At 58.7% G+C, this 24193-nt stretch carries 24 protein-coding genes; 7 read left to right on the top strand and 17 right to left on the bottom strand.

The features are described 5' to 3' along the window. Nucleotides 1–398: 398 nt before the first annotated feature. Nucleotides 399–1088 (top strand): class I SAM-dependent methyltransferase, encoded by a 690-nt coding sequence (locus J2046_RS08860; protein WP_210050985.1) that lies wholly within the window; start codon nt 399–401, stop codon nt 1086–1088. Between the two features lie 208 nt (nt 1089–1296). On the opposite strand, the gene J2046_RS08855 is transcribed toward J2046_RS08860, so the two are convergent. Continuing rightward, the gene (locus tag J2046_RS08855; protein ID WP_210050984.1) at nt 1297–2007 is read right to left on the bottom strand and encodes a class I SAM-dependent methyltransferase; all 711 of its coding nucleotides are present in this window, start codon (nt 2005–2007) and stop codon (nt 1297–1299) included. 366 nt (nt 2008–2373) lie between these two features. On the opposite strand from J2046_RS08855, the gene J2046_RS08850 reads away from it, so the two are divergent. Continuing rightward, nucleotides 2374–3627 (top strand): glycosyltransferase family protein, encoded by a 1254-nt coding sequence (locus J2046_RS08850; protein ID WP_210050983.1) that lies wholly within the window; start codon nt 2374–2376, stop codon nt 3625–3627. Here J2046_RS08850 and J2046_RS08845 read toward each other — a convergent pair. Then, nucleotides 3624–4922: a hypothetical protein gene (locus J2046_RS08845; RefSeq protein ID WP_210050982.1), complete on the bottom strand. Its 1299-nt coding sequence runs from the start codon at nt 4920–4922 to the stop codon at nt 3624–3626. The two genes, J2046_RS08850 and J2046_RS08845, sit on opposite strands and share 4 nt — an antisense overlap. 574 nt (nt 4923–5496) lie before the next feature. Between J2046_RS08845 and J2046_RS08840 the strand changes: the two genes are divergently transcribed. Continuing rightward, nucleotides 5497–6294, top strand: a complete 798-nt coding sequence (locus J2046_RS08840; protein ID WP_210050981.1) for a class I SAM-dependent methyltransferase — start codon at nt 5497–5499, stop codon at nt 6292–6294. A 340-nt stretch (nt 6295–6634) separates the two neighbouring features. Here J2046_RS08840 and J2046_RS08835 read toward each other — a convergent pair whose 3' ends face one another. From J2046_RS08835 to J2046_RS08810, 6 genes are all read right to left on the bottom strand, one after another. Further along, nucleotides 6635–6823: a hypothetical protein gene (locus tag J2046_RS08835; protein WP_037150696.1), complete on the bottom strand. Its 189-nt coding sequence runs from the start codon at nt 6821–6823 to the stop codon at nt 6635–6637. 327 nt (nt 6824–7150) lie between these two features. Next, the gene (locus tag J2046_RS08830) at nt 7151–7447 is read right to left on the bottom strand and encodes a helix-turn-helix domain-containing protein (protein ID WP_210050979.1); all 297 of its coding nucleotides are present in this window, start codon (nt 7445–7447) and stop codon (nt 7151–7153) included. 31 nt (nt 7448–7478) lie between these two features. Further along, entirely contained in the window at nt 7479–8735 is a 1257-nt protein-coding gene (locus J2046_RS08825) for an O-antigen ligase family protein (protein WP_233469644.1), read from the bottom strand. Next, complete coding sequence (locus tag J2046_RS08820) at nt 8732–10285, bottom strand: undecaprenyl-phosphate glucose phosphotransferase (protein WP_210050978.1); 1554 nt, start codon at nt 10283–10285, stop codon at nt 8732–8734. The genes J2046_RS08825 and J2046_RS08820 overlap by 4 nt, the downstream gene beginning before the upstream one ends. 79 nt (nt 10286–10364) lie before the next feature. Next, entirely contained in the window at nt 10365–11525 is a 1161-nt protein-coding gene (locus J2046_RS08815) for a glycosyltransferase family 4 protein (protein ID WP_210050977.1), read from the bottom strand. Nucleotides 11526–11538: 13 nt separating this feature from the next. Further along, on the bottom strand, nt 11539–12114 hold the full coding sequence (locus tag J2046_RS08810) for a polysaccharide biosynthesis/export family protein (protein WP_210050976.1): 576 nt from the start codon (nt 12112–12114) through the stop codon (nt 11539–11541). 185 nt (nt 12115–12299) lie between these two features. Here J2046_RS08810 and J2046_RS08805 point away from each other — a divergent pair, with 185 nt between their 5' ends. Then, a complete protein-coding gene (locus J2046_RS08805; protein WP_210050975.1) occupies nt 12300–14507 on the top strand; it encodes a GumC family protein in 2208 nt (735 codons plus the stop codon). Between the two features lie 5 nt (nt 14508–14512). Here J2046_RS08805 and J2046_RS08800 read toward each other — a convergent pair whose 3' ends face one another. Both J2046_RS08800 and J2046_RS08795 read right to left on the bottom strand, forming a co-directional pair. Continuing rightward, nucleotides 14513–15760 (bottom strand): GNAT family N-acetyltransferase, encoded by a 1248-nt coding sequence (locus tag J2046_RS08800; RefSeq protein ID WP_210050974.1) that lies wholly within the window; start codon nt 15758–15760, stop codon nt 14513–14515. 104 nt (nt 15761–15864) lie between these two features. Next, the gene (locus J2046_RS08795) at nt 15865–16077 is read right to left on the bottom strand and encodes a DUF2842 domain-containing protein (protein ID WP_210050973.1); all 213 of its coding nucleotides are present in this window, start codon (nt 16075–16077) and stop codon (nt 15865–15867) included. 149 nt (nt 16078–16226) lie between these two features. Here J2046_RS08795 and J2046_RS08790 point away from each other — a divergent pair, with 149 nt between their 5' ends. Continuing rightward, nucleotides 16227–17327 (top strand): COX15/CtaA family protein, encoded by a 1101-nt coding sequence (locus J2046_RS08790; protein WP_210050972.1) that lies wholly within the window; start codon nt 16227–16229, stop codon nt 17325–17327. A gap of 86 nt (nt 17328–17413) precedes the next feature. After that, entirely contained in the window at nt 17414–17830 is a 417-nt protein-coding gene (locus tag J2046_RS08785; protein ID WP_210050971.1) for a DoxX family protein, read from the top strand. 5 nt (nt 17831–17835) lie between these two features. Here the strand turns inward: J2046_RS08785 and J2046_RS08780 are convergent, their stop codons facing one another. From J2046_RS08780 to J2046_RS08765, 4 genes are all read right to left on the bottom strand, one after another. Beyond that, the gene (locus tag J2046_RS08780) at nt 17836–18675 is read right to left on the bottom strand and encodes an aminoglycoside phosphotransferase family protein (RefSeq protein WP_210050969.1); all 840 of its coding nucleotides are present in this window, start codon (nt 18673–18675) and stop codon (nt 17836–17838) included. Beyond that, on the bottom strand, nt 18675–19607 hold the full coding sequence (argC, locus tag J2046_RS08775) for an N-acetyl-gamma-glutamyl-phosphate reductase (protein ID WP_210050968.1): 933 nt from the start codon (nt 19605–19607) through the stop codon (nt 18675–18677). Before argC ends, J2046_RS08780 begins: the two co-directional genes overlap by 1 nt. Before the next feature lie 73 nt (nt 19608–19680). Further along, the gene (gene speB, locus J2046_RS08770) at nt 19681–20631 is read right to left on the bottom strand and encodes an agmatinase (RefSeq protein ID WP_210050967.1); all 951 of its coding nucleotides are present in this window, start codon (nt 20629–20631) and stop codon (nt 19681–19683) included. 84 nt (nt 20632–20715) lie between these two features. Then, entirely contained in the window at nt 20716–21507 is a 792-nt protein-coding gene (locus J2046_RS08765) for a phenylalanine 4-monooxygenase (RefSeq protein ID WP_210050966.1), read from the bottom strand. Between the two features lie 151 nt (nt 21508–21658). On the opposite strand from J2046_RS08765, the gene J2046_RS08760 reads away from it, so the two are divergent. Further along, nucleotides 21659–22120, top strand: coding sequence for an Lrp/AsnC family transcriptional regulator (locus tag J2046_RS08760; protein ID WP_210050965.1), 462 nt, complete (start codon nt 21659–21661; stop codon nt 22118–22120). Between the two features lie 76 nt (nt 22121–22196). Here J2046_RS08760 and rpsI read toward each other — a convergent pair whose 3' ends face one another. From rpsI to J2046_RS08745, 3 genes are all read right to left on the bottom strand, one after another. Next, nucleotides 22197–22664, bottom strand: a complete 468-nt coding sequence (gene rpsI, locus J2046_RS08755; RefSeq protein ID WP_210050964.1) for a 30S ribosomal protein S9 — start codon at nt 22662–22664, stop codon at nt 22197–22199. Nucleotides 22665–22666: 2 nt separating this feature from the next. Beyond that, the gene (rplM, locus tag J2046_RS08750) at nt 22667–23131 is read right to left on the bottom strand and encodes a 50S ribosomal protein L13 (protein WP_037150730.1); all 465 of its coding nucleotides are present in this window, start codon (nt 23129–23131) and stop codon (nt 22667–22669) included. A 255-nt stretch (nt 23132–23386) separates the two neighbouring features. Beyond that, a complete protein-coding gene (locus J2046_RS08745; protein ID WP_210050963.1) occupies nt 23387–23812 on the bottom strand; it encodes a PaaI family thioesterase in 426 nt (141 codons plus the stop codon). Between the last annotated feature and the right edge of the window lie 381 nt (nt 23813–24193).

The following is a 24193-nucleotide window of genomic DNA, read 5'->3' as shown; positions in this document are numbered from 1 at the left end:
GCAGGCAGATGCCGTTTTCCTTCCGTATCCAAGCCCAGGCTCAGCGCCAAATCGCTGAGAGCCGCCATCCGGGAGGCACTCCAGACGACCAACTTCCTCGCCTTCGTTAATCAAATCAAGGTAGCCAGCGATTATCCCGTAGCGGGAATGAACAGCAGTCGCGGCATCGCCGATATCCCGACCTTGCTCATCCAACACGGCATCGGAGTCGTTGCCGGCTCTGCGCCATTGCGCTGACGTGGCCAACGCAACAGACGATCGAGGAAACCTGAAACGGAGGAATTCTCGCCGCAAACACAGGACAATTCTTGGTGGAAATCGACAACTGAGCCTTGACATCAGTAGGCCCCTGACATCTTCATCGCCCGTACCGATCACAGACAATCTTTTGAGGGATCATGGGGTTACGAACATTTCTCGGATTGAAGCGGGTTGCGATCAAGAAGAAGGACCGTCCTCCGGTCAATGCTGTCTTGTGGCAGCGCGCGGCTGAGCGGTCAGCAGACTTCATCGAACCTCACCTCAAGACTGCAATGTTGTTCGACGACAGGACAGACCTACATCGTTTTGTGTTCGACGATCTACCTAAGGCTGGCTTGCTTCTTGAGTTTGGCGTCTTCGAGGGGAAGAGCATCAACTTTTTCGCCAAGGAGATGCGCCGCCGAGGAGACACTCGCACAATCTTTGGATTTGATGCGTTCGAAGGTCTCCAGGAGCATTGGCACGGAATTGGCTACCACCGCAGCGAGAACCATTTCAATCAGTCCGGCGTAGCGCCCGAGGTTGGGAGTAACGTCGAGCTGGTTAAGGGCTGGATTGACGAAACACTACCGGCCTTCCTTGAGGCCCACAGCGACTCGATCGCTTTTATCCACATCGACACTGATACATATCTGCCGGCAAAGGCGATCTTGGCCGCGTGCAAGCATCGATTAACGCCAGGATCACTCATCCTTTTCGACGAATTGATAGACTACCCCGGCTGGGAAGATGGAGAGTATCGCGCGCTAAAAGAGGAAATAGACGATCAGGCGTATGAATGGGTTGGCTTCGCGGGGTGGGCGGCCATGCTACGTGTCAAGGCCTAACCAAACACGAATTTCCGAAGCCCTTGCAGCCTCGGTAGCGTAGCCGGCCTCCTTCCGGTGAATTCGCGACAAGAATGGCTATGGAGAACCGGCCGTCCTGAGAGCAGACCAGAAACCTAAGCGCTCCAAAAATACGGCAGAAAACAAGGGGCTCAGGTCGCCGATGGAACAACTATCGGAGTAGCGGGGAGCATCTGCAGCGCCAAGGTTAATTAATCACCAACATCGCGCGCCAGCCGCAGAACGCTCTCCAAGTATACTCGCTTGGACTAAATGTTTCTTCGAGAGCCTTGAACTCTCCATTTTTCCATCCCGGATAGCAAAGCATGTCATCAAACAGTATCACCGATCCGCTTTTTAGGCGATCTTTGCAAAGAGTGAGGATCGTCTTACAAGGTGTATAGGTATCCGTGTCGATATGCAGATAAGAGATATCTCCGCGATGTTTTTCTAAAAATGTTGGGAGGGTATCCTCAATCCATCCCTTAACTAGTTCAACGTTATCTTCGACTTTAGGCGCCACGCCTTGAAGGTTGAATTGGTTGAAGGATCTATGATCTGTTCCGCTCCAGTCTTCTTGAAGACCGAGAAATGCGTCGAAACCATAGATGGGTCTAGCGTCTTCAGCCTCCTTCAGATGCCTTGCCAACAAATTGATACTCTTGCCCCTAAACACCCCAAATTCCAGGAGGAGACCATTTTTTGCGCTGGTATCCAGGGAATACTTCATTATCTTCTCGATATCTTCAAAGATAAGCGCTTGGGCAATATTCGCCCGGACGAATTCTGCCGCTTCCTCCATGGCTACATCATTGATTTTATTGTAGAGTTTTTGTGCCGCGGTTAGAGGTTCCGGTTTGGGCTCTCCTGATTTTTTCGTTTTCGAGAAGATTTTCTTAAGGCGTCGCGTGACACTCATCCCAGGGATTGCTCCGGCACAGGTTCCAGTTAGCGTTGCTCCTGATCATCGATCAGTAAGTCGTTCACCGCCGCCCATGACATGACTGCCGTTGTTCGAAGCGATGACGAGCACAAGTTTCGTGATCGGTGGTGACGCAGTCAAATCCACTACCCTACAAGGCTTCATCGAAGCAAGCCTACCGTCGAACATTGGGGCGTACTGAGACGTTATCCTCACGCATTGCAGTACAGACTGTATTGTTTACGGCGTGCATCCGACTTTCGCCGCACCGACCGTTCGTTTAATAAGCCAATTCGATGGCCGTGCGTGAATCCATTGACCAGGCGGGACTACAGAATGAGCAAAAGGTCGGAAGTAGCTTACATGAAGGACGCCAAAGCTGAGGGAGCGGTGCAAACGGCCAGGAGAGCCAAACTCCTGATCGTTGAGCGTAAACTCATCTCCAATCGTGGGCATCACCACACGCAAATCGCTGCTCTGACTTCACTGTTTCCAGATCATGACGTCTCGCTTGTGGTGGGAGAAGGCTATGACGGCTTCCTCGGAGTTGCTGCTAAACAACTCGATGGGAGAAATTTCAAGCTTGCTCGCCTACGTACCAGACTAAGATACGGCACGTTGCCACAGCGGATTTCCGCCATAATCGGCATGATCAAGGCCAGACGCGCGTCGCTGCCGGTATCAGGTTATGGGCAGTCGCTTGCCGAGGTATGTCAGCGCATTGATCTCGGGCCGAATGATTTGATCGTCATCCCGACAGCCGAACTTGATTCCTTGGAGTCGGTACGAGAGTTGTGGGATCTGCTCGGACCTTCAACTCCGCGCATTTGGCTCCGCTTCTTAAGTCCGCAATTGGGTGAGCAGGACGAGCTTATTCGGGAATGCCGCCTGCGAGAAGCCACCGCGCAACTGCCCGACCGGATTGTTCTCTTCTCCGAGACCGAAGAACTCGCAGCCTATCTCCGCGACAAATTCGGTATTAGCATTCGGGGCGGTTTTTTTCTTCCCTGTAGCATGCAGATCGAATGCCCATCGCAGAAATCGCTGGCAGACCGGACTGTCTTCCGCATCGGTATTTTCGGACCGCCTCGCCTCGAAAAAGGCAGCCATAGGATCGCCTCTATCGTTGAGGAGGTCAAACGTCGCAACGAACCGGACAATGGCCGTCGTTTCGAGTTTGTGATCCAAGGCGCGGAAGAAGAGTTCAGGAATGGGGGCGTATACAGCGGACTGGCAGAGTTTTTCGAGGGTAAGGATGGGGTACTGGTTTCCCCAAGTGGAGATCGTTTGCCGCCCCACGTTTTCCGGGATATCTTTGCGTCAGTCGATGCCATTCTCCTACCATATGATACGTCGATCTACGGTCTCCAGGGTTCCGGCGTTGTCCAAGACGCGGTTGCTGCCAGGAAGCCAATTATCCACACAGAGGGAATGTCGATGAATTCGTTCCTTCGCCATGGGAACGCCATTGCTGCCACGACGGATCTGGAGTTCGCGAATGCGATTCACAAAATGGCTGAAGAGCATTCCAGTTTCCTAGAGGGCGCATCGAGAGCGGCCGTAGCTTGCGCTATCCTCCTGTGGGACTCTGATTCCGGACCCGGAGTTGCAGTCTAGCCGCCTTGCCCCTTGGCAACGTCTAGCAAAAATTTGGCCACTGACGACGCGTCCGCGCCTATGCACTGCCTTTCGAGATGGTCTCGAACTGCAGCCCGCGCGGTATTGTGGTTACCTTTCCGACAACCTGAAGCAATTTGAGCTAATATGGGGCCTAGATCCTCGACCGCTCTTATCCTCCAGAAAACGTCCAGCTCGGAAAAGTAAGAATCAGCAGCGATAATCGTCTCTTTCCCCGCCATGGCCGCTTCGAGAGCTCCCTGGGAGTTGAACGCGACAACTATGTCAGCACTTTCGATCAGTCTAGCCGTATCAAGGTTTGAACTTGTATCGTAGAAGAAATCCTCTCCGCCCTGGCTCGACCAAGGAAATCCGTGATCCATCAACTTCCTCAATGTTAGACTGCTAAGCGGTTTACCTATAGGCGAGGATCCTGATATTTCTTTTGGATGTGCTTTGATGACTAAAAACCCGTTCATCGATTTCGATGCTGTCATCACGGAACGAACCAAAGAAACCGGGTTCATGGAGCCGCTCGACTTGAATATTATCGAAGCGTCGGAATAAACTTGAGCAAGAAACAATATTCTGAAACGTCCACTAGGCCATTGGAAAGCTTCAATTCCGCTGGTGTGGTGAGAGTGCTTCTGCAGATTGAGGTTGTCGATGGCAGCTCCTGCAGCAGCGTTTTTCAGCATTTTTGGAAAGAACACTGCGTTTCCGTCGTTAATATCGACCCTCATCTTGCTTCGTTCGATCGAGATCTCCCAATTGACAGAGGGTATCCCGAGCTTTCGAGCTTTATCACGGAGTATCGCACTCTCGACTAAAAAACCTTGGCAAGAGAGAACGGCCTGCGGAGACAGCCTATTTATCGACCGCTCGATCTCCTCCGACGCGGTCAACGCGTATGTCGCCCAACGAGTTATAGACAACGCATCGGCATCTCGCTCCCTCTGCAGCTCGTGTGGCAATCGCTCAGTCTCCGCACAAACCGAGTAGGCAATGGCATTAAACAGATTAACCCCGTTGACTGTTTCCCGTTCAAAAAAAGCATCCACCAAAGCGGAGTCCGCCTTAAGCGAACCATTTAATCTCGCCTTCACCCTGTGCCGCTTCAGGCCGCAACCCTTCGCTGCAAGCGCGACGGATAATTCGGCGAGCCCCGACGGTATCCACTGAGAATGCTTGATCCAGGAATCGGCTGTTAATATATTTCTAAAGAAGAGGGTTGGCATCTCCATGGAAAGCAGGGCGCGGCTGGCGAATCCGACGAGTCTATTCTTTTTTGCCATTCCATTCGTGCCTAGGATTGAAGAGCTGATGCTCCGGTCTGCATGATCCCACGGACTAAAAACAGTGGTCGGAGGTGATTATCACACACGAGAGGAATCACAAATCTTACTCACCGGCGCGACAAAGGTTACCCGGGAGAGGGCAGCTCATCAGGGCAATCGCTTCAGATTTGGCGTTATGTTGTGGCGCGGCATGATTAAACTGTGATCCTGGAAGGCTTCGAATCGACAGAGCGGATCATGCCGTTTTCTCGACAGCCTTCGCACGCTGGCCTTTATCAACTCAATTCGATGAGCATGGTCCACCCCAAAAATCTCTGACCCATCATCCCGCCCAGATTCGTCACTGATCATGATATCGCCCATTCTGCGTAAAGAGGATCTCATCTCAGATACTCGCGAGACCTTTAGGTGGGCGCTCATGGCAGATACGGTGCAAAACGGGGCCGCCATAGTGCGCACATTGAAGACGCTGTCTTGAAGTTCGGCATATCTCCGGATTACCGCTTAACTTACATGGCCAAAGTGCGCTAACAGCTAGCGAACGATACGTCGCATTTTGAAGGATGATTCTGTGAAGGAGTTTAAAAAGGCTATCCGCCATGTCCTTTCTCCTGCAGCGCGGTGGGTGCTCAAATCGGAGATCAGGGCACTGAGAATGAGTCCAGGTAGTGAACTGCGCTATCGAACGCTCGATGGTGTTATGCCCGTGGACGATGTGCCAGACCCGCTACCGGAAGAGTTCAAAAGCGTCAGACTTGGTGCAAGGGCGCTTTACAAGCTGGTTTCAGACTTCGCCTTCGAAACTGTTTTGGACATCGGGTGCGGAGAAGGGCGGCACGCGGCTGTATTGGCGAATCATGGAAAAAACGTGACTGCTCTCGATTACGGCAAGTCACCTTACTACCATTGGAGAAACGGGACCGTTGATGTCGTGATCGGCGACTTCAACACTATGGAACTTTCTGACCAATTCGACTGCGCCTGGGCATCCCATGTATTGGAGCATCAGCTCAATCCACATCATTTTCTAAGAAGGATGCATGCCGTCGTAAAGGAAGGTGGTATCGTTGCGATAACGGTTCCGCCGCTCAAACACAGGATTGTGGGTGGCCATGTGACACTTTGGAACGCTGGCCTTCTCTTATATCACTTAGTACATGCGGGATTCGATTGCTCGGAAGCCCATATTCTTCAGTATGGATACAACATCAGCATTATTTTAAGAAAGAAGGCCATAGACCAAATCGGATTTGTTTATGACATGGGAGATATTCGTACAATCCGAGAATACCTTCCTCAAAGTCTAGTCTACGAATCCGAAGAGCTAGATGATTCATTCGATGGAAATATTCACCGGTTGAACTGGTAATGGAGTAGCGACACGAGAGCAGCTTGCGGTATGGAATCCGTGTTCATCGAAGCTGTGTGTAGATGTGGCTGAATTGCTGGACAATCGTCAGTGAATAGCGCTGCAAATTTCGACGAATGTATCGCGTTGAATCGAGAGGGTCTGAACTGTTCGACCCCATATAATGTTCAAATCCCGCCGCCCCGACCATTTAACTCTTTGAATTCCCCGTCATAATCGTTTTTCCTGTGTCTGCCCGGCAGAGGGGTGGCGCGGGGACAAGACCGAAAAGCGACCTGCTCAGGACTTCGGGAAACGAATGCCGTATCTGCTTATCATGCAAGATTGTGGATGCCGGCAATCAACGGAAGCGCGGTGCCCGGCTGGCGTTCATCAGAAGTTCCTGCTGGGACGCGAAGGGCCCGAGAAGCTTCAGGAGGCGGGCTTCCTCCTGCCTGTCCAGGCGGTAGCGCTTGGCGAACTCGGCGACGCTCCAGACTTTCTTCAAACCCTTGTTCTCAACTTCGCCGATGTTGATGTTTGTCGTCATGGCCTTCCCCTCTTTTGCTTATTCAAACCCCAATGTTCATGATGATTCTTTGTTCCCGGAATTCTGCGCTTTTATTGTTAAAAATGTACATGCTAAGTGGCCACCCGGTCTCTTAGACTTTTATACTGTCCTCACGAAGGTCGTCCGGACGCCGATCGGGTGCTCTCCCGATAGACGTGGAAACCGAGGCCGACAATGATCAGGATCAAACCGGCGGTGACGAGATGGCAATCGTCGGGCAGGTCAGGCGCGACGCTTTCACCGCCTGGATGGCGGAACGCGCACGAAAAGCCAAAGGGGTTCTTGAGGCATAGGCGGCATCCCGCTCTAGCCGTCGTTGGCGGCATTGAGGTTTTGCGGTCGGATGCCTTCGTCATGGAACTGCTGGCGCAGCCGGACGCCGGGTCCGGCACCGGGGTCGTCACCCTCGCCGGCGCCGAGGAAAAGGATGCCTCTCGATTCGAAGATGATGCGCAGCCGTTCGGTAACCTCTGCATCGGCAAAGACCTGGGCGGCTTCGGCTTCCTCTATGGCGGATTTGGAAAGACCGGAAGCGGCGGAAAGGTCCTCCACCGTCATTCCCGTCATGGCACGCGCGGCGCGGAGTTGAGATGCGATCAGCATGGGAACAGATTTGGCGCGAAGAGGCCGGAAGTCAAGCCCGGGCTGTGGCAGGCGAGGCAGGCCGACGGGAACGGGTGTAGCGATGTTCGAGTGCGGCGCAGCCCCAGACGATGCCGAGCAGGAGGTAGAAATGCCGCCAGTGGTCGGTGTCGATGACGTTGCCGATGATCGCATGGCCGAGGATCATCACCCAGGCGATCATCAGGTAGGGTTGCCAGGGGCGCTCGCGCAGCATGTAGCGGAAGCCGAACCACAGCGTCGACCAGATCATGACCTGATAGGTGATCGCGCCGAGCCAGCCGTAGGTGGTGAGCGTCTTCAGCCAGATATTGTGCTCGTCCTCGCCGAATATCTTGCCGAACGCCATAGGCCCCAGCCCGAGAGGCCGTTCCATCGCCATCAGGAAGCCGATCTTGTGGCGCTCGAAGCGTCCGAGCCGCGCCCCGTCATATTCCTGCACCAGCTTGGCGCGGTTCATGAAGAGGTCGGAGACCTGCGGGAATTGCAGCGCGATCGCCAGCGCCAGCACGAGGAAGACGGTCGCTGCAACGGAAATAGCCAGGATCTTGAAGCGGAAGGCGGTCGTCCGCTCTTTCAGCAGCATGACGACGACGAGTGCCGCGCCCGTAAAGACGAGCAGGCCCCAGGCGGCCCGCGAGAAGGACAGGAAGATGCCGAGCGCCAGGATCAGGATGCCGAGGATCAGCAGCGGCGCCTTCAGGAGCGGCTCCGTCAGCAGGCGGTAGAGCAGGTAGAGAAGGGGAGCCACCAAATAGGGGCCGAAGACGTTCGGGTCTTGGAACGCGCCCATGGCGCGGTTGTAGCGGGTAAAGACATGTGCGCCCGGAAACGCGTTGAAGTAACCGGCAATACCGAGCAGCGCGGTGATGATCGCCGCCGCCACCCAGGCCTTGAAGATCAGGTTGAGCCGCCGGTGATCGCTTTCGATCATCGCGGCATAGAAGACCGAACTCAACGCCAGGAAGGTCGAGACGGCGAAATACATCGGCGCCCCGCTCATGTCCTTCATGACGAACATGGTGGTGAGGCCGCTCAGGTTGAAGATGAGCAGCATGACCAGAAGCGGCGCGACCGTACGGGATATGGCAAGGCCCAGCAGGAACCAGATGGCGATCTGGATCACCATGATCAGTTCGTAAGGCGCGGGTTCCGAGATCACGAAGCCGGACAGGAAGACGCCGAAGGCGAACATGCCGGAACCAGCAAGCTTTAGGGCCGCAAGCCGGCTGTCGAAATGCGCCTGGTGATCATGGGAGAGTGCGCTCAATAGGCATTGTCCGTGTTGAGCAGCCGGACCGGCGTGAGGAACAAGATCTTCAGGTCGAAGAGCAGCGACCAGTTCTCGATATAGTCGAGGTCATAGGCCGTGCGGGCGCGGATCTTCTCGTCGCTGTCCAGTTCTCCGCGAAGCCCGTTGATCTGCGCCCAGCCGGTGACGCCGGGCTTGACGCGGTGGCGGGCGAAATAGCTCTCGACCACGTCGACATATTTGCGCGTTCCCGTTTGCGCACTCACCGCATGCGGGCGCGGGCCGACGAGGGAAAGCTCGCCACGGAGCACGTTGAAGAGCTGCGGCAGTTCGTCGACCGAGGATTTACGCAGGAAACGGCCGACCGGGGTCACACGCGGATCGCCCCTGGTGACGGCCCTGATCGCGGTCTGGTCGCTCATGTTGGTGTACATCGAGCGGAATTTCAGGACCTCTATCACCTCGTTGTTGAAGCCGTGGCGCTTCTGGCGAAAGAGGATCGGCCCCTTGGACGTGGCCTTCACGGCGATTGCCGCGGCAAGCATGATCGGCCAGAAGAGCACAATCGCGATCAGCGAAAAGGCGATGTCGAAGACACGCTTGGCAACCGAATCCCAATCGCGGATCGGCTTGTCGAAAAGGTCGAACATCGGCACGGCGCCGACATGCGAATAGGAACGCGGACGGAAACGCAGGCGGTTGGCGTGCGCGGCGAGGCGGATGTCGACCGGCAGCACCCAGAGTTTGCGCAGAAGCTGCAGGATGCGCTGCTCGGCGGTGGCGGGGAGCGCGATGATCAGCATGTCGATGCGGGCAAGCCGGGCGAATTCGACCAGTTCCGCAAAGGTGCCGAGCTTCGGATAACCGGCGACCACGGTCGGGGAACGTTCGCTGTTGCGGTCGTCGAAGATGCCGCAGATGCGGATATCGTTGTCGGGCTGCTGCTCGAGCTGGCGCACGAGTTGCTTGGCCGGATCGCCGCCGCCGACGATGACGGCGCGACGCTCCATGACCCCGTTTCGGGCCCAGTTTCGGATGGCAAACGCGGTGAGCTGGCGTTCGAGGAACAGGAAACCGGCGCCGGCGACGAACCAGACGAGAAGGGCGGCGATGGAGTAGGGGCGAGGCTCTGCGAAATAGAGGACTACGGCCGTCGCCAGAAAGCCGAGCGTCCAGCCGGTGAAGACGCGACTGGCAGTACGGCTCGCACCGCGCAGAGATGGAATCTGATAGGTATCGGCAACCTGCAACAGCAGGACCGTGAGTGTCGCCCCCGATGTGATGAGGGCGAAGCGGGCAAGAAAATCGCCGGTATCGATCGGCGCCATCAACGCGCCGACGAGCAGGCCGATCGCCAGCAGCACCGCGAGCTCGAACAGGCGGAACTGGCCGATCAGCATGGTCGGCGAGGTGCTGTCGTTGCGAAACTGCTCGGCGATCTGCCGGGCAAACGGATTGAGCACCGTGGCGTCTGCCGGATCAAGGCTCTCGCCGGCGCTGCGGATTTCGGAAGCCCTCCGGCGAAGGTTTTCCACGTCAAACTGTTCGGACTTGCTTGGCTGGTTCATGGCCGATCCCTTCGACCCTCGGCCCCTGTGGGGTTGGAAGGCATGGGAACCGCTTAGCAAAAAGAGGTGAAGGAAGCCTTTAACGGCGTCCTGCAACAGGTTTTGAATCGAGCAGATTTTGATACAGTTCCAGCATCTCCCGGGCCATGACCGAGGCGGAGAACACCGCCTTGAAGGCTTCTGGTTTCGGCATGACGCGATCCTTCCAGCCGGGCGTGGTGACCGCTTGTGTCATGACGCGGGCGAGATTCTCCGCATTGCCGGGGACTGCAAGGGCTTCACTCGCCTCGCCAAGCACTTCCGGAATGCCGCCGACCCGCGAGGCGATCACCGCTTTGCCGGCCGCAAGCGCCTCCAGCACGATATAGGGCATGGCCTCCGCACGGGAGGGAACGACGACGATCTTCGCCAGCGCAAAAGCCTCCCGCGCCGGCATCGCCGGCTTCATCCCGATGCGGCGGCCAAGCCCGCGCTCGGCCATCATCGCCTCGTAACGGTCCCGGTCCGGCCCATCGCCGACCATCAGGGCTGAAAGCGGGTGTCCGACGGCTCGCTCGGTCCGGGCGAAGGCGTCGATGAAGACATCCGGGCCCTTGAGGTCGCGCAGCATGCCGATATAGAGGAAATGCGGAGCCGACGGGTCGGTAGCGATCGTCTCGAACTCGGCATCCTTGATGCCGTTGTAGATGACTTTGGTGAGCGTGCGCGGCTTTCCGACCTTGGCCTCGTAGGTGCGCCGCTCGTAATCGCAGACGAAGACGAGCGCATCGCCGAAATACTCCTGGAAACGCTCCAGGCCGAGCACGACCCGGCCGGACAGGCTCGACCGGTCGAAATGCAGGCTGCCTCCGTGAGGCGAATAAAGGCGGGCTACGCGATACTTGTTGACCCGCAACGTTGAGCCGATCAGCCGGGCCAATGCGCCGCCCTTGGCGCCATGCCCGTGCAGGATATCCGGCTTCAAGCTTTTGATATGTTTATAACTTCTGTAGATGGCCATGAGATCGGAAGGAACGATCGCACGGCGCAGCGGAATACGGGTGAGGCCGAGCGAAAGCTGCGGCTCGATGCTTTCGAAAAGCCGATCCTCATGCGCTCCGCCGGTCGAGCTGTCGCACAGGATGCCGACCTCGTGGCCGGCGGCCCGATGCTCCTCGACCAGATCGCGCACATGGCGGAAGATTCCGCCGACGGGCGATCGGAAGCAGTGGAGTATCCTTAAAGGGGCGCTCTCGGCCATATCTATGGTCCGGTCAGAAGAGCCGCTCGCGGACATAGATCGTATCGCCTGCCAGGACCGGCGCGGTGATCGTTGTGCGGCCTGTGATCACCCGTTCGTTGATCTTGCGGGTGACGTCGACGTCACGCTGGTTGCCGCGGGAGGTGAAGCCACCGGCAATCGCGATGGCGTTCTGGGCGGTCATGCCGGGGACGTAGGAATATTGTCCGGGCCGCCCCACTTCGCCCATCACGAAGACGGGCCGATAGCGGTCGACTTCGATCGTCACGTCCGGATCGCGCAGATAGCCCTGCCGGAGGCGGGCGGCGATTGCGCCTTCCAGTGCCGGCATCGTCTGGCCGCGTGCCGCCACCTGGCCGATCAGTGGGAAGGCGATATAACCAGCCTGGTCGACCGTATAGGTGTTGCTGAGGCTCGGCTGTTCGAAGACGCTGATGCGCAGCCGGTCGCCGCTGTCGAGCCGGTAGGGCTGGACCGTTGCTTCCTGAAAGCTTCTGGGCGCCGGCGCATTGCTCGTGCAGCCGGCAATCGCCGTCACGGCCACGGCAAGTGCGAGCGCCAGCACATGTTGGGGGCGAGCGAAGGACATTTCCGCTTCCGAGCTCCGGCTGTTCATACCATTGCGCCCGTTATCGATCCGTTAGGGTTAATGCCCGGTAAAGAGGCCGCAAGTTTGCGCTTTGTCAGGTGGCCGGTGCTACCCCGAAAGTGCATTAACCCTCGCGTTACCATGATCCTTTACCATCCGCCGAAATCGATGAGTTGGAGTGTATGATGTCAGGCGTAAACGGCAGCAGTCAGGACGTGGATATCGATCTCGGACGGATCATCTCGGCGGTCTGGGAGCGCAAGGCCAGGATCATCGGCGCCACGATCGTTGCTGCCGCCGTGGCCCTCGTCGGAACCAGCCTGATGAAACCCAGTTACCGGGGCGAGACGCGGCTGCTGATCGAGTCCCGGTCGCCCAACCTGACGGGCGGAGAGGGCGCCCCGCAGGCCAACGATCCGATCCTCGATTCGCTCAACATCACCAGCCAGGCGCAGCTCCTGCAGTCCACCGACCTCATCAATCGGGTCGTTCGCGATCTCAAACTTGCCGAGCTTGAGGAATTCGACCCGGCTGCGCAATCTCTGTTCCCCGATCCCCTGGTGCTGATCGGGCTCAAACAGGACCCGATGACGCTTGATCCGGAGGATCGGGTAATCCAGGAATTCCGTGAGAAGCTGCAGGTCTATCCGGTCGAAAACTCCCGCGTCATTGCGATCGAATTCTCCTCGCGCGATCCGAAGCTTGCGGCCGACATCCCGAACAAGATGGCGGAGGTCTATCTCCAGATCCAGAGCAGCGCCAAGCTCGATACCCATTCGGAGACAGCCAAATGGCTCGAACCGGAGATCGCCAGCCTGACGCAGAAGGTCAAGGAAGCCGAAGGGAAGGTGGCCGACTACCGTTCCTCCAACGGCCTCTTCCAGACCACGGAGACCAACAGCTTCTCGACCCAGCAGCTCAACGATATCTCCACCGAGCTTGCCCGGGTCCGGGCCGAACGGGCGAATGCCGAGGCGCGCGCCGAAAACGTCCGCGCTTCGCTCAAAGCCGGCCGGGCGTCCGATACGCTGACCGATGTGGTCGGCTCGCAGGTCATCCAGCGCCTGAAGGAAGCGGAAGCCAATCTGCAGGCTCAGGTTTCGGACCTGTCCACGTCGCTGCTCGAAGGCCATCCGCGGCTGAGAGGCTTGCGGGCCCAGCTCGCCGGCATCCGCCAGCAGATCGACGCCGAGACCAAGAAGATCCTCGCAAGTCTCGATAACGAAGCGGAAGTGTCGCGGCTGCGCGAACGCCAGCTCATGGCGCAGCTCAACGGGTTGAAGGCCGATTCCGCCAAGGCCGGCGAAGAGGAAGTGGGGCTTCGCGCGCTCGAACGTGAAGCGGCTGCCCAGCGCCAGCTTCTCGAAACCTATCTCGCCCGCTATCGCGAGGCGACCTCCCGTCTCGACGGCAATGCCGCTCCGGCAGACGCCCGCATCGTGTCGCGTGCCGTCGAACCGTCCGAGCCCTATTTCCCGAAGATCATCCCGATCGTGATCGTCGTATCGCTTGCGACCTTCATTTTTGGTTGCCTGATTGTCATGATCATCGAACTCTTCAGCGGTCGTGCGCTCCGTCCGTCCGGGGCGCACGAGGTCGAGGAGGGGGAGGTTGTCGCGCCGATCGGCGCACCGCTGCCTGCCGAACCCGTGGCGGCTGCTCCTCTGCCAGTCCACCAGATGCAGGCGGAAGCCGCACGGTTCGATCGGCCCGCACCAGCGCGGGAGGAGGTTAGGGCAGCCGCCGAGAAAGTCCGCGCCAAGGTGGTCGGGGACGCCCTTGCACGCGAGGTCGAGGAACGAAGCTTCACGATCGGCTCGGTCGCTCATTATCTCCTGCGCCACGACATTCCGGTGGCGATTGCCATATCACCGGCCGGTGACGAAGGCTCAGCCGCAACCGTCATGCTGGCCCGCGAGGTATCCGAGCGAGGCTCCACCGTGGTCCTGATCGACATGACGGGCTCGACCTGCCCGACTGGCCTGATGGCGGACAATCCCAGGCTGCCCGGCATCACCGATCTGCTTTGCGGCGAAACCGCCTTTGGCGACGCCATCCATCGAGACCGGCTCTCCGACGCCCATATCATCCCGCACGGCATTTCCGATCCGGACCGCGCGATGCGCGGCGCGGATCGCCTGACGATGATCATCGATGCGCTGGCGGATGCCTATGACCTCGTGCTCATCGAATGCGGCCCGGCGGAAATATCCGGCATTTCGCGCCTGACCCGAAACGAGACGCCGGAGATCATCCTCTCTGTGCCGGGTTTCAAGGACGAGGACGTGGCAAAGCTGGTTGTGGATTTCGAAGGAGCAGGTTACCGCAATCTGCTGATCATGACGGAAGCCGGCGACCGGCATTCGCCGCGCCGCGGTCGCCGCGCCGCCTGATTGAATTATTCCATGGCGGAGACCGGAGGCTCCGGAGCCTTCTGGCAACGGTTGGATCGCCAACGCTGCACGATCGCATAAAGATGCGGATTTCGCTTGATCATCGCCTTTGCCCCGGTCACGACCACTCGCAGGGGACGTATGAATGTCCCCTTCCATGTCAGCGGCAACAGGATATCGTGCTGCACCGTTTCCTGTGTGCACCAGTTGCGCTTGTATGGCTGGTCGCCAACGCCGAAGTCGAAGATCGAAGCACCCTCCCGGCAGGACAATTCGATCATCAGCCAGAACAGAAGTTCGCCGGGGCTGGCTTCCGGGCAAATGCTTTCGTCGATCGAGCCGAACTGGCAGATGATATGGTCGTCCTTGCGCGACAGGCCGGCAATCGCGCAAATATGGCCTTCATGCTCGCCACGCAGGCGGATGGCGTGCAGGACAAGCGGTGTGTCGAAGCCATCAACCGGCACATCGAGCAGCCGGTGGAAGAAGTCGCGGATCACGGGTGCCGAGAAGACGTCCGGCAGGCCGAACATCGCCAGCCGCGCGCCCTTCTGATGAAAGAAGAGGTCGAGAAGCGCATGCTTTTCGCTTTGTTCGGTGGCGATGACATGTTCATAACCGCCGATCGCTTCGAGCTTGCGGGTTGAAGAGCGAAACTTCTTGCGGCGGCTCTTGGCGCTCAACTGCGCGATCGTCGCCTCGAAATTTGCAAAGAGCGGAAGCTGGAAGGAATGGTTCTGGTTCTCGATCGTCGCGAGTCCGGACAGCGGGTGCTGCCTGTCGCGCCACATGAGCGGGATATTGTCGAGAACGATGAGATCGGCCTCGTTCCGCAAGGCGATCCGCAGCGCAGAGGCGAAATTCCGGAGATCCTCCGCATCCGGCGCAGCGAGGTCGCCATCGAAAAGGCCGGTGTTGATGTTGTTGAAACGATCGCCGGGAAAGCGGGCGATCCGGATGCCGTTCTCTTGCACGATTTCGAGCGGCAGGATCAAAACGATACGTCCGCCGGCAATCCCCTGGACGATCGTAAGCGCGCTTTCATGCGCTTCTGTCCAGGCGAGGCACCAGTCGAAGCCCTGATGCAGCGAGTTCTTCGTAAATCCTTCGAGGCGGCGCCATTCCGCTTCGACTGAGCGCGGATCGTGTGAGATGACAAGCGTCAGTTCGGAAAAACGCATCACGGCATCGCCAGCCTGTTCCCCAGGCGTCTCGATGGCCTGCTCCCCGTACTGGACTTTCCGCTGCTGCATGGCGCGCCCGCTATTGCCTCTCGCCGGCAGGATAGGGAAGGAGCGCCAACAATCGGTTTATAGGCAACAAAACCGCTGCTGCTGGTTAATCGGCGGTAAAAAGGTTATTTTCCAGGCTTCGGCCCCGCCATCCACTTGATGATCAGCATCGCCGGCAGCACCCAGAGCAGGCCGGAGAGCAGGAAATAGAGGAAATGCACCCACCAGGGCGAGGTGGCGAGGAGCAGCGTCGCGAAAGTGGTGGCGAGAAGCGCATATGTGATCACCAGGATGATGATCAGGATGGTGCCGATGAAACTTCTCAAACGCGGGACCAAAATGCTTCTCCTTTATGGCGACCGCCTGTCCGCGACCGCATGCCGCAAAGCGCCGGGGCTTGTTTTGCACGGGTCGATGGGGCAAAGCAACGCGAAAGAACAAAAGGCGTATGGATGCGTCTTTGGCGTGAGCGACAGGAGCGTGCCCCATGTCGGCGACCGATGCCGTGATCATCGACGTTTTGAAACAGACGAAGCGCCGCGAGCGCGACCGCAAGGCGGTGCGCATCTGGCTCGCCTTCGTTGTCTTCACGCTCTTCTGTCTGGTGCTCGTCGGAGGTGCGACGCGGCTTACCGATTCCGGCCTGTCCATCACCGAATGGAAGCCGATCCACGGCGTCATCCCGCCGCTTTCGGCCGAGGAATGGGAGGAGGAGTTCCGCCTCTACCAGCGCATCCCGCAATACCAGGAAGTCAACAAGGAGATGACGGTCGACGAGTTCAAGTCGATCTTCTGGTGGGAATGGGCGCACCGCTTTCTGGCCCGCTCGATCGGCGTCGTCTTCGCTGTGCCGCTGATTTTCTTCTGGTTGACCGGTCGCATCGAAAGGCGGTTGGGCTGGCCGCTCACTGGTGTTCTGGCGCTCGGCGGCTTTCAGGGCTTCATCGGCTGGTGGATGGTCTCTTCAGGATTGACCAAGCTTGTCAGCGTCTCGCAATACCGGCTTGCAACGCATCTGGTGATCGCCTGTCTCATCTTCTCCGCCTGTGTGTGGATCATGCGCGGCCTGTCTCCGCATAGTGACGATATCGCGCCGGAAGGCCGGGCGAAGGCCGGTGCGGTGCTACTGGCGGCGATGAGCATTTTCCAGATCTATCTTGGTGCACTGGTCGCCGGCCTCGACGCGGGTTTCACCTACAATACCTGGCCGCTGATGGACGGGGCGTTGGTCCCCGGCGATCTCCTCATCCAGCAGCCGTGGTGGATCAATCTCTTCGAGAACCCGAAGACGGTGCAGTTCGTTCATCGCGTCGGTGCCTATGCGCTCCTCGCGCTGGCGCTGTGGCATATGGTGGTGATGTTGAAGACCGCGCCCGGCACGACGCATGCCCGCCGCGCAGTCGTGCTCTTCGGCCTGATCTGCCTCCAGGCCGCGCTTGGCATTGCGACGCTTCTCATGCAGGTGCCGCTTGACCTGGCGCTGACGCATCAGGCCGGCGCACTGGCGGTCCTCGGCTTCGCAATTGCCCATTGGCGCGGCTTCATCGGCGAATATCCGCCGGAGACGGCGGTCGAAGTTCGGAACTAATGCAGCAAGAAATTTCCGCCTGATGTCGGGAACGGTTCCGTTCCTCCGTCCTTGGAGCATAGTCATCAAGGAGAGAGGATAGGACAGTGGCAAAGACAATCGCAATTCTCGTCGCACGGCTGATCTTCGGCGGCCTGTTCGTCATGGCGACGACATTCAAGTTCATCGATATGCAGACGACCGCCGCATATATTGCGGGCGCAGGGTTTCTGTTCCCGCTGTTCCTGGCTTGGGTCGCCGCAATTTTCGAGATCGCTCTGGCCGCGGCTTTCCTGAGCGGCGCGTTCTTCTCGGAAGCCGCATTGCTGGCCGGCGCTTACGTGATTTTCCTGGCCTTCGCCTTCCACGGCCCAAGCCACTGGGAGGGCAATCAGGCGGAGTTCGGCTTTTTCGTCGACCATTTCACGTTCCTGGCCGGCCTGCTGTTTGCCGCCGTGCACGGACCGGGCGAAAAGCTCGCCGTCCATCTGGGGCTGAAGCAGGCATTCGCACCGGTGCGGTAGACTGCCTAAGCCTGTTTCAAGACTTTGCGAACTGCGGCGGCGACGGCAAGCTCGTCGTCGCGATCCTTTTCGTTGCCGTCTTCCTCGTGCCAGGCTGCAGACAGGCAGCCATAGGCGAAGGCATAGCGCAGGATGGTGCGGACGTCCCGCTTGAGCGTATCGGCAAATAGACCGGCCATGAAGGCGATGCGCTCCTCGTCGCGGGTGAGGTCGTGTCGGTCGAGCGGATTGGAGAACATGTTGGCGACGTCGAGTGCCGCATCGCCGATCAGGCCGGCCGGATCGATGATCAGCCAGCCGCGCGGCCCGAAGATGATGTTCTCGTGATGCAGGTCGCCATGCAGCGGCTTGATGTCTTTCTGGTCGGCGACCAGTGCCTCGGCCATTTCGGCGCCTTCCACGAACGGGCTGGTGATCCCGTTGCGGCGAGCTTCCCCGGCTTTCTTGAAGAGGCTTGAGAAATAGCGCTGAAGAGGCTGGAGGCTCGCAGGAGGCGGGGTCTCGGATGGGCGATGGTATTCTGTCAGCACTTCGGTCGCGATCCGTGTCGCGTCCCGGTCGCCATGAGTGGCGATACGATCACGCAATGTCACCTTGCCCGCATGCTCCATCAGGAGAACATTTTCGGATCGGGCGATGAGCCGTACACAACCGATGCCGTCCCGCCATGCCATGAAATCGGCACCGCGAAAACTGTCCCCCAGTGCTCGCGGTTTCAAAACCTTGGCGATGTCGACTTCACCACCGGCACGCGTCACTTCATAGACGGTGCCGACGATGGTGTCCGCGATCTCACGGGCGCTCTCGATGGCCCACTCTGCAGGGAAGGGGAAACTCCCGGTCATCACGCCGAAAGCATCAAGTCCATGTTCTGGACGGCCGCACCCGAGGCACCTTTGCCTAGATTGTCGAGCAGAGCCACGAGGTTGACATGTGCACCGCCCGGTGTACCGAAAACGAAGAGCTTCATCGTATCTTGACCGACGAGTTCCTCAGCATCGACGCGCGGCAGCGCCTTGCTTTCCTCAAGCGAAACGACGGTGACGATATCCTGCCCGGCATAATGCTCGACGAGCGTCGCGTGAATGCTTTCCACCGTGGCCCCGTCCTTGAGGTCTTCGAGGAAGAGCGGCACCTGCACGATCATGCCTTGCGCGAAGCGGCCGACCGACGGCGAGAAGAGGGGGGCGCGGTCGAGCTGGCCGTGAACCTTCATTTCCGGCACGTGCTTGTGCTTGAGCGTCAGGCCGTAGAGGAAGTTGTTGGCGGTGATGGTGTCGTCTCTCGACGGGTCTTCCATCTGTGCGATGAGCTGTTTCCCGCCGCCGGTATAGCCGGAAACTGCATTGACCGTCACCGGATAGCCGTCGGGCAGGATACCCGCGGCGCGCAACGGCCGGATGAGGCCGATGGCGCCGGTCGGATAGCAACCGGGATTGCTGACGCAACGCGCGGATTTGATCCGATCGGCCTGTGCCTTGTCCATCTCGGCAAAGCCATAGGCCCATGACGGATCAACGCGATAGGCGGTCGAGGTGTCTATGACACGCACCCGGTTGTTGCCGGCGAGCATCGAGACAGCCTCGCGCGAAGCATCGTCGGGCAGGCAGAGAATGGCGATGTCGGCGCTGTTCAGCAGGTCTTCCCGCATGGCGGCATTGCGCCGCTCCGCTTCCGGGATGGACAGCAGTTCGACATCGCGGCGGCCGGCCATGCGGGTGCGGATCTGCAGCCCCGTGGTTCCGTGTTCGCCGTCGATGAAGATTTTCGCTGTCATTGTCTTTGTCCTGTGGGATCAGTGCCTTGGATTGAATGCCGGATTCAGTCTACCAGCAAGTTGAATCAGAAATTTAACGCGCCGCGCGTCGCTCGGCATGGAGCCCGAGCATATACATTGCAACCGTCGCCCCCGCAATGGCGGTGATGTCGGCATGGTCGTAAGCGGGCGCCACCTCGACGACATCGGCGCCACGGATATCGAGGGGGCCGAGCTTCTGCAGCACCGAGAGGATTTTCGCGCTCGACGGGCCGCCGGCGACCGGCGTGCCGGTGCCGGGCGCGAATGCCGGGTCGAGGCAGTCGATGTCGAAAGTGAGATAGGCGGGTTTGCCGTCGGTATGGCCGAGGATCGTCCTGGCGATCTCCGCCGCCGTCATCTCCTCCACCTCATGGCCATAGAGGAGGCGGATGCCGAAATCCTTCGGTGCATGGGTGCGGATGCCGACCTGGATCGAACGGGCGGGATCGATGATGCCGTCGCGTACGGCGCGCGCCACGAAGGAACCATGGTCTATGCGTTTGTTGTCGTCGAACCATGTGTCCTGATGGGCGTCGAACTGGACAAGGGCAAGCGGGCCGTGCCTGGCGGCGTGAGCCTTCAACAGCGGCCAGGTGATAAAATGGTCGCCGCCTAGGGTGAGCAGGAAAGCACCGCTGCCAAGGATTTTCGCGGCTTCCCGCTCGATCGTCGCCGGTGTCTCCTGGTGGTTGCCGTAGTCGAGCAGGCAATCGCCGTAGTCGATCACCGCCATATCCACGAAGAGATCGCGCGAGAAGGGATATTGCGGATCGTTGTCGAAGATCGCCGAGGCCCGGCGGATCGCCTGCGGCCCGAAGCGGGCGCCGGGCCGATTGGACGTCGCCGCGTCGAAAGGGATGCCCCAGACGACCGCATCGACGCCGGTCAGCGCCTTGGTAAACCGCCGGCGCATGAAGGAAAGCGCGCCCGCAAAGGTTGGATCAGTTGCGGCGGAGGTGAGGCTGGTTGCCGTGAAGGCGTGATCGATCGTCTTTTCTGCCATGGCGTCCCTCCATCATCAGGTGGCCGGGACGTTGGACAATCAGAGCCGGCAAGGCAAGCCTGAGTGAAACAAATTCCTCTTTGCTCAGGAGGCCTTGGCTTCGAATGCCGGCGGAAAGTCGCCGAGCGCTTTGGCTTCGTTGATGCGTGCGCCGATATCCTCCTCGATGATCGACTCCAGTTGTGAGAAGTTGTCGATGACGTAATAGATCGGCTGCACGATATCGATGCGGTAGGGCGTTCGGAGCACCGTCATCAGGTCGAACGGCCGGAATTCGCATTCCTTGCCTTCCATCGCGGCCCGTGTTTCGCTGGGAGAGGAAACGATGCCGGCGCCGAAGCAGCGGCGCCCCTGCGGCGTATTGATCAGGCCGAACTCGACGGTGAACCAGAATATCCGGAACAGATGCCATGAATAGCCCTTGCCGAGACTGACAGCCTTCTCGCCGAAGCGGCGCACGAAATTGGCGTAGCTCTGGTTGGTCAGCAGGGGGCAATGACCAAAGACCTCGTGGAAGATATCCGGTTCCTCGATGTAGTCGATATGCTCGCGGCGCCGGATGAACGTCGCCAGCGGAAACTTGCCCTGCGACAGAAGTTCATAGAAGCGCGATGGCGGGATGAGGGCGGGGACGCCCTCCACGCCGAAGCCGGTGGTCTCGTTGAGCCGCCGATTGACGTCGCGAAGCTGCGGAACCTTGTCCGGTTTCAGCCCGAGCGTCTTCACGCCGTCCAGATATTCCCGGCAGGCCCTGTCGGCCAAAAGCGTCATCTGCCGCTGGTAGAGTTCGCTCCAGATTTGGTCTTCCTCGGCCGTGTAGTGATAGATGCCGTCCGCATCCGGCAGGTTCGCCGTATAGGTGCTTTCCTTGGTCATGATCGGCCTCCCGTTCATCGATCCAATGGGCCGGGCATTCGAGCCTTCGGCTGTCAGATCACCATTATATCTCGGAAAATGCGGGTAAACATTTCAGGATTGCCGGAGTAGGATTTGAAAATGGGAGAATATTTCGGGAGGAGAGGCCGGAATGAAAGAAAACCTGCAGGCCGCCCGTAGGCTTCTGCAACTCGTGCAGACCGGAGATGGGTTGTCGCTCTCCGAACTGGCGGAGAAAGCCGGCATGTCGCAAAGCACCGCCTGGCGCAAGATGCAGGAGCTGGAGGCCGAAGGCGTCATCCGGAAGAGGGTTGCTCTTCTCGATCCGGCAAAGCTCGACCTCAAGCTCTGCATCATCGCTCATGTGACCCTGGAGGATCATCACGAGGAGGCGATCGAAGCATTTGCCGGCGTCGTGCGGGACCGACCGGAGATCATGGAGTGCTATGCGCTGTCCGGAACGTTCGACTACATGCTGAAGATCAGGGCACGCGACGTCGAGGCCTATGAGGCTTTCATGACCCGCCACCTGATGCGCAATCCGCATGTGCGCAACGTGGTTTCCAGCTTCGTCCTGCGCGAACTGAAGTCGACGACCGAACTGCCGATCTGAGAAATGCCCGCAAGCGCCGGCAAAAGAAAAGGCCGGGAAAACCCGGCCTTCGCAAATCCGTAATCGCAGCAGGCGATCAGCGCTTGGAGAACTGGAAGGAGCGGCGGGCCTTGGCCTTACCGTACTTCTTACGCTCGACAACGCGGCTGTCGCGGGTCAGGAAGCCACCCTTCTTGAGAACCGAACGCAGGCCCGGCTCGAAATAGGTCAGCGCCTTGGAAAGGCCGTGGCGCACCGCGCCGGCCTGGCCGGAAAGGCCGCCACCTGCAACGGTCGCGACGATGTCGAACTGGCCGCCACGGTTCGCAGCGACGATTGGCTGCTGCAGGATCATCTGCAGGACCGGGCGTGCGAAATAGGCGGAGAAATCCTTGCCGTTGACGGTGATCTTGCCGGTGCCGGCCTTGACCCAGACGCGGGCGACGGCGTTCTTGCGCTTGCCGGTCGCATAGGAACGGCCAAGGTTATCAACCTTGCGGACGTGAACCGGGGCCTGGCTTTCGGCCGCCGGAGCGAGATCCTTCAGAGAGGAGAGATCGGCCATGTTCAGGCGCTCCTTACATTCTTCTTGTTCAGCGAAGCCACGTCGAGAGCGACCGGCTGCTGGGCTTCATGGGGATGGTTGGAACCGGCATAAACGCGCAGGTTCTTCATCTGGCGACGGCCGAGAGGGCCACGCGGGATCATGCGCTCGACGGCCTTTTCGATGACGCGCTCCGGAAAGCGGCCTTCGATGATCTGGCGCGCGGTGCGCTCCTTGATGCCGCCCGGATAGCCGGTGTGCCAGTAATACTTCTTGTCGGAATACTTCTTGCCGGTAAGGGCAACCTTTTCCGCATTGATGACGATCACGTTGTCGCCGTCATCGACATGAGGGGTGTAGGTGGCCTTGTGCTTGCCGCGGAGCCGGTTTGCAACGATGGTGGCGAGGCGACCGACAACGAGGCCTTCGGCATCGATGATCACCCACTTCTTCTCCACCTCGGCGGGCTTCTGAACGAAGGTTGACATGGTTTTCTCTTTCATTTGGGACCCGTGGCATTCGAAAACCGGATGCAAGGGCGTTTCTTGTTGCTTGGATTGTCGGCCGAAATCCCCCAAAAAAGAGCGAAGGACCGACAAAAAGAATGCGGGCCATGAAGGTCCGCAATCTGTGGCGGCTTATACCGGTGCGGATGCGAAGCGTCAAGATGACGGATTTGCAAGATTGAAAAATAGACACAGCAAAATCAAAGGTTTACATATGTGGTTTTATGGTACCACAATTTATCGTGGCGGAATCGAATAGGTGGCAGTCGCCTGGGCGACCGGCTCTCCGCCGCTTTGCTGGGTCAGCAGGCAGTCGATCACCGCAAGCCGCTTGCCGAGCTTGAGAAGCCTGCAGTCGCAGAAGAGCGGAGCGAGTTGCGGCTTGCGCAGGAAATTGACGTTGAGGCTGGTGGTGACGGCGAGCGCCACCGGTCCGATATGGGCAAGGATGACGGCATAAGCCGCGACATCCGCCAGCATGACCATCGACGGACCGGAAATCGTATTGCCGGGGCGCAGGTGCCGGTCGCTCGGATCAAAGCGCATGGAGAGTTCACCCGGTCGAACATCCGTCACGGCAAGTGCTCGTCCATCCACGTGGATTTGCGGAAATTCGCGATCCAGGAAGGCATGGATCTCCTCTGCTGTCATGATAGGCCGCATTCTCTTCCTTTCGAGATGCCTGGAATGTTTTCTTTATGAATACAGACAGGTTTTCGACACCCCCACTTTCGGGCTATGTAATTAGGCGCATGGCCCCATTGGTGGGGCGGGATGAAGGTTTGTGTATACAACCTATGGGGTCATTTGTCTGGGCTCCGTCTACAAGGCCTCAAGAACGGCACGAGGAGAGAGCGATCTGGCAGCCGCGGCTTGATCAAAAAAATCCCCTGTGGTTTCAACATGACGCAGTGATGGATACCTGGTTTTGTCACAGTTGATGAGATTGCGAATTATCACGGATCATGAATAGTAGGTTCCCCTAATTCAACTGTAGATGATGCTAATATGCGTTGTACGGAAGCGGAAAATAGCAAGAACGTT

Source organism: Neorhizobium petrolearium (genome assembly GCF_017873175.1).
Lineage (GTDB): Bacteria > Pseudomonadota > Alphaproteobacteria > Rhizobiales > Rhizobiaceae > Neorhizobium > Neorhizobium petrolearium.
The sequence above is the reverse complement of the archived record's forward strand: the minus strand, read 5'-3'. Positions and strand labels throughout refer to the sequence as shown.

Excerpts from the sequence above, each read along its gene's own strand:
- J2046_RS08860 (WP_210050985.1), top strand. The coding sequence starts at position 399 with ATGGGGTTACGAACATTTCTCGGATTGAAGCGGGTTGCGATCAAGAAG.
- J2046_RS08855 (WP_210050984.1), bottom strand. The coding sequence starts at position 2,007 with ATGAGTGTCACGCGACGCCTTAAGAAAATCTTCTCGAAAACGAAAAAA.
- J2046_RS08850 (WP_210050983.1), top strand. The coding sequence starts at position 2,374 with ATGAAGGACGCCAAAGCTGAGGGAGCGGTGCAAACGGCCAGGAGAGCC.
- J2046_RS08845 (WP_210050982.1), bottom strand. The coding sequence starts at position 4,922 with ATGGCAAAAAAGAATAGACTCGTCGGATTCGCCAGCCGCGCCCTGCTT.
- J2046_RS08835 (WP_037150696.1), bottom strand. The coding sequence starts at position 6,823 with ATGACGACAAACATCAACATCGGCGAAGTTGAGAACAAGGGTTTGAAG.
- J2046_RS08830 (WP_210050979.1), bottom strand. The coding sequence starts at position 7,447 with ATGCTGATCGCATCTCAACTCCGCGCCGCGCGTGCCATGACGGGAATG.
- J2046_RS08820 (WP_210050978.1), bottom strand. The coding sequence starts at position 10,285 with ATGAACCAGCCAAGCAAGTCCGAACAGTTTGACGTGGAAAACCTTCGC.
- J2046_RS08815 (WP_210050977.1), bottom strand. The coding sequence starts at position 11,525 with ATGGCCGAGAGCGCCCCTTTAAGGATACTCCACTGCTTCCGATCGCCC.
- J2046_RS08810 (WP_210050976.1), bottom strand. The coding sequence starts at position 12,114 with ATGTCCTTCGCTCGCCCCCAACATGTGCTGGCGCTCGCACTTGCCGTG.
- J2046_RS08805 (WP_210050975.1), top strand. The coding sequence starts at position 12,300 with ATGTCAGGCGTAAACGGCAGCAGTCAGGACGTGGATATCGATCTCGGA.
- J2046_RS08800 (WP_210050974.1), bottom strand. The coding sequence starts at position 15,760 with ATGCAGCAGCGGAAAGTCCAGTACGGGGAGCAGGCCATCGAGACGCCT.
- J2046_RS08790 (WP_210050972.1), top strand. The coding sequence starts at position 16,227 with ATGTCGGCGACCGATGCCGTGATCATCGACGTTTTGAAACAGACGAAG.
- J2046_RS08780 (WP_210050969.1), bottom strand. The coding sequence starts at position 18,675 with ATGACCGGGAGTTTCCCCTTCCCTGCAGAGTGGGCCATCGAGAGCGCC.
- argC (WP_210050968.1), bottom strand. The coding sequence starts at position 19,607 with ATGACAGCGAAAATCTTCATCGACGGCGAACACGGAACCACGGGGCTG.
- speB (WP_210050967.1), bottom strand. The coding sequence starts at position 20,631 with ATGGCAGAAAAGACGATCGATCACGCCTTCACGGCAACCAGCCTCACC.
- J2046_RS08765 (WP_210050966.1), bottom strand. The coding sequence starts at position 21,507 with ATGACCAAGGAAAGCACCTATACGGCGAACCTGCCGGATGCGGACGGC.
- J2046_RS08760 (WP_210050965.1), top strand. The coding sequence starts at position 21,659 with ATGAAAGAAAACCTGCAGGCCGCCCGTAGGCTTCTGCAACTCGTGCAG.
- rpsI (WP_210050964.1), bottom strand. The coding sequence starts at position 22,664 with ATGGCCGATCTCTCCTCTCTGAAGGATCTCGCTCCGGCGGCCGAAAGC.
- rplM (WP_037150730.1), bottom strand. The coding sequence starts at position 23,131 with ATGTCAACCTTCGTTCAGAAGCCCGCCGAGGTGGAGAAGAAGTGGGTG.
- J2046_RS08745 (WP_210050963.1), bottom strand. The coding sequence starts at position 23,812 with ATGCGGCCTATCATGACAGCAGAGGAGATCCATGCCTTCCTGGATCGC.